Below are 3,747 nucleotides of genomic sequence, written 5' to 3'. Positions count from 1 at the left end.
CGGGCCTCTGAGGGCGGGGCGTCGGCGCTCGGCTCGGGGGGCGGTGGGACGGCGGCCTTCCCGGCCGCTTCGCTGGATTGGCGGCTGCTGCGGGGCGCCTTGCTGGCGGCGACGGGTCCGGCCGAGGAGGCGGTGGCGTGCCTGGGCGAGGTGATCGCGATCGCCGAGCGGGTCGGCGCCGTGTGGCCGCTCATCCCCGCCCGGATGACGCTGTCCCGCCTCCTGCTCACCCTGGACGACGCCGCGGGCGCGGCCGAGCACGCCACCGCCGCGCTCACCCTGGTACGGGCCAAGGGCAACTGGGTGTGGGGCGCGGAGACCGTACTGTGCCTCGTGGACGCACTGGGGAGCACGCCCGAGACCGCGGAGCTCGTGGCCGAGCTGGGCGCCGGCCTCGAAGGCGCCGACGCACCGATCGCGCAGGCCGCGCTCCTGACCGCCCATGCCGTGCTCTCTCAGAACGCTTCGGAGGCCGACCGGCTGCTCGACGCGGCACGTACCACCCTCCATGACGCCGGGTTGCGCTACGAGGAGGCCCAGGCCGCGGAGCGCCTGGGCCGATGGCGCTGCGAACGCGGCACCGCCGGCGGCGGGCACCTCCTCGAAGCCGCGCTGCGCCTGTACGCCACGATGGGGGCAGACCGGGACATCGCACGCGTCAGCCGGATCATGCGGCAGAACGGCGTACCCATCCCCTATCCGTGGCGGGGCGGGCGGCCGTCCCACGGGCAGACGCTGTCGTCGCGGGAGCGGGAGGTGGCGCTGCTGGCGGCTGAGGGGAAGACGAACCAGGAGATCGCCACCGAACTGTTCCTGTCCAGACGCACTGTGGAGAGTCATATCTCCAGCGCGCTCCGCAAGCTGGGCCTGCCGTCGCGCAAGGAGCTCCGGACCCTGGCCTCGGATGATCGGACCGACAAGTAGGAGTCACCGATTCTGACAGGGCTTCACCGGCGACCGGCCAGGCGGCAAACTGATGCCTGCGGCCATCGCCCTGCTCTCCTCCGAACGTGAACCGTGGCTCTTCGGAGGGGCGCCACGCGGTGGCCGTCACCATGTGCGACCACGGCAGGAGCGCCGGCTGGAAAAATCCGCACCTGCTTCGGCGATCGATCGCCCCTGATCATGAACCGCTTGCCATCATGTCCACACGAAGTGGGGCCCGGCCACCGCGCGACGGGGATCCCATCCGGCTATGGCGAAGGTAGAAGTGCGTGAACGTAGAGGCAGAGATCCTCGACTTGAAACACCGAGTGGAAGCTCTCGAAACCATCCTGCGCTCCGGCAGCGACCCCGGCCACTCTGACCTCGTCCCGGCACAGACCGGCCCGCACAGGCCTGACTCGGAGACGTCCATCGGCCTCCCCGAACTGAAGGCCGAGATCGCGGACGTCCGCACGGAGACGAGCCAGGACTTCGAGGCTCTCATCGTGGAGATCGCCGGCTTCCGCGCGCAAACGAACGAGCACTTCAAATCCACTCAGTCCGAGATCATGGAGAAGTTCGACTCCCTCCGGTGCGAAATGATCGACCTCGCCCTCAGGCTTGATCGCCTGCTGGAGATAAACGGCGCGTGAGGCGCTGACCTCCTGACCTGGCCGCCTGCCCTGGACCGGGAACGGCGGGCTACGCCTCGGCCGTCCGGGGTCACCGTCTCGCAGACGAGGCATAGTGACCGACTCTGGGCTTAATGTCTACCTTGTGATTGAGATGTCCCAGACGCAATCATCGGCGCATGAACGCTGACGTCATCGTCGTCGGGGCGGGCCTGGCAGGCCTGGTGGCGACCTGTGAGCTCACCGCCAAGGGCAAGAAGGTCGCCATGGTCGACCAGGAGAGCGCGGCCAACCTGGGCGGCCAGGCATTCTGGTCCTTCGGCGGCCTGTTTCTGGTCGACTCGCCGCAGCAGCGGCGGATGGGCGTGAAGGACTCCTTCGAGCTGGCCTGGAACGACTGGCAGGGCAGCGCCCAGTTCGACCGCCTGGAGGACGAGGACTCCTGGGCCGTACGGTGGGCGCGCGCCTATGTCGAGTTCGCGGCCGGGGAGAAGCGCGCCTGGCTCGACCGGCTCGGCATCAAGCTGCTGCCCACCGTCGGCTGGGCCGAGCGCGGCGACCTGCGCGCGGACGGGCACGGCAACTCCGTGCCGCGATTCCACGTCACCTGGGGCACGGGCCCGGGCGTGCTGAGGCCGTTCGTCGGCGGGGTCCGGCAGGCGGCCGAACGCGGGCTGGTCACCTTCTACCACCGCCACCGGGTCGACGAGCTGGTCATGAGCGGCGGCGCCGTACAAGGAGTGCGTGGCACGCTGCTCGCCGAGGACGACTCGCCGCGCGGGGTCATCTCCAACCGCGACGAGGCCGGCGAGTTCGAGCTCACCGGGCCCGCAGTGATCATCACGAGCGGCGGCATCGGCGCCAACCACGACCTGGTGCGCCGCTACTGGCCCGAGCGGATGGGCAGCGCCCCGGAGAACATGGTGACCGGCGTGCCCGCTTACGTCGACGGCCGGATGCTCGACATCAGTGCCGAGGCCGGAGTGCGCCTGGTCAACCGCGACCGCATGTGGCACTACACCGAGGGCCTGCGCAACTGGGACCCGATCTGGCCGGGCCACGGCATCCGGATCCTGCCCGGGCCCTCCTCGATGTGGTTCGACGCGCTGGGCCGCGACTGCCGGACCCCTGCCTGCCCGGCTATGACACGCTGGGCACACTGCGCCACCTGCGCGGGACCGGCCACGACCACTCGTGGTTCGTGCTGACCCAGAAGATCATCGAGAAGGAGTTCGCGCTGTCGGGCTCCGAGCAGAACCCCGACATCACGAGCAACGACCGCAAGGCCTTCCTCCGTGAACGCCTGCTCGGCAAGGGCGCCCCCGCTCCGGTGGAGGCCTTCAAGCGCAACGGCGCGGACTTCGTCGTCGCCTCCACCTTGGAGGAGCTGGTGGACAAGATGAACCAGCTCACGATCGAGCCGCTGCTCGACGCCGAGCTCGTGCGCCGCCAGGTCGAGGCCCGCGATCTGCAGCTCGCCAACCCGTACAGCAAGGACTCCCAGATCCAGGGCATCCGCAACGCCCGCCGCTACCTCGGCGACCGGCTGGGGCGCACCGCCGCACCGCACCGGATCCTCGATCCGGCCGCCGGGCCCCTGATCGGGGTCATGCTGCACGTACTCACCCGGAAGACGCTCGGCGGCATCCAGACCGACCTCGACTCGCGCGCCATCGGCCTGGACGGACAGCCCATCGACGGGCTGTTCGCGGCAGGAGAGATCGCCGGGTTCGGCGGCGGCGGGATTCACGGCTACAACGCTCTCGAGGGCACCTTCCTGGGCGGCTGCCTCTTCTCCGGCCGCCAAGCCGGCCGCGCCGCAGCCGGCTGAACGCTCCCTGGGACGGGTTCTACAGCGACGGCACGCATCTCGTCAGCCTCTACCGTCGCATCTCAGCAGCCGCTTACGCCGAGCTTCGCATCCCATTAGCCGCCTACGCCCAGCCTGGCACCCACTCAGCCGCTTACGCCCAGCGTCGCGACAATGATTCGCGGCGCCCCCCGGCCTGCGTGCACGGGCCCTCCAGCGGCTGCAGCGCAGGGGGCCATCGACGCTCTGGTCGCGCACCTGGAGTGGCGGCACCATGAGGTCGTCGCCGCGGTGGCCGGATCCCAGCCTTCGGAGTCCTACGCTTCCCTCAGCAGCCGGTCCTCCAACTCGGGGTCGAGGCCGACGCTGGGGCGGTCGGGG

At 70.2% G+C, this 3,747-nt stretch carries 2 protein-coding genes and 1 pseudogene; all 3 read left to right on the top strand.

Features of this window, described 5'->3' with window-relative positions; all coding sequences use genetic code 11:
* Window positions 1-924: LuxR C-terminal-related transcriptional regulator (locus AB0J09_RS58925; protein ID WP_360712111.1), on the top strand; the 924-nt coding region annotated here is incomplete at its 5' end.
* A gap of 290 nt (window positions 925-1,214) precedes the next feature.
* Window positions 1,215-1,577, top strand: a complete 363-nt coding sequence (locus AB0J09_RS58920; protein ID WP_360712109.1) for a hypothetical protein — start codon at window positions 1,215-1,217, stop codon at window positions 1,575-1,577.
* 158 nt (window positions 1,578-1,735) lie between these two features.
* Window positions 1,736-3,387, top strand: a pseudogene (locus tag AB0J09_RS58915) (FAD-binding dehydrogenase).
* Window positions 3,388-3,747 lie beyond the last annotated feature (360 nt).

Source organism: Nonomuraea sp. NPDC049784 (genome assembly GCF_040659615.1).
GTDB lineage: Bacteria > Actinomycetota > Actinomycetes > Streptosporangiales > Streptosporangiaceae > Nonomuraea.
The sequence above is the reverse complement of the archived record's forward strand: the minus strand, read 5'-3'. Positions and strand labels throughout refer to the sequence as shown.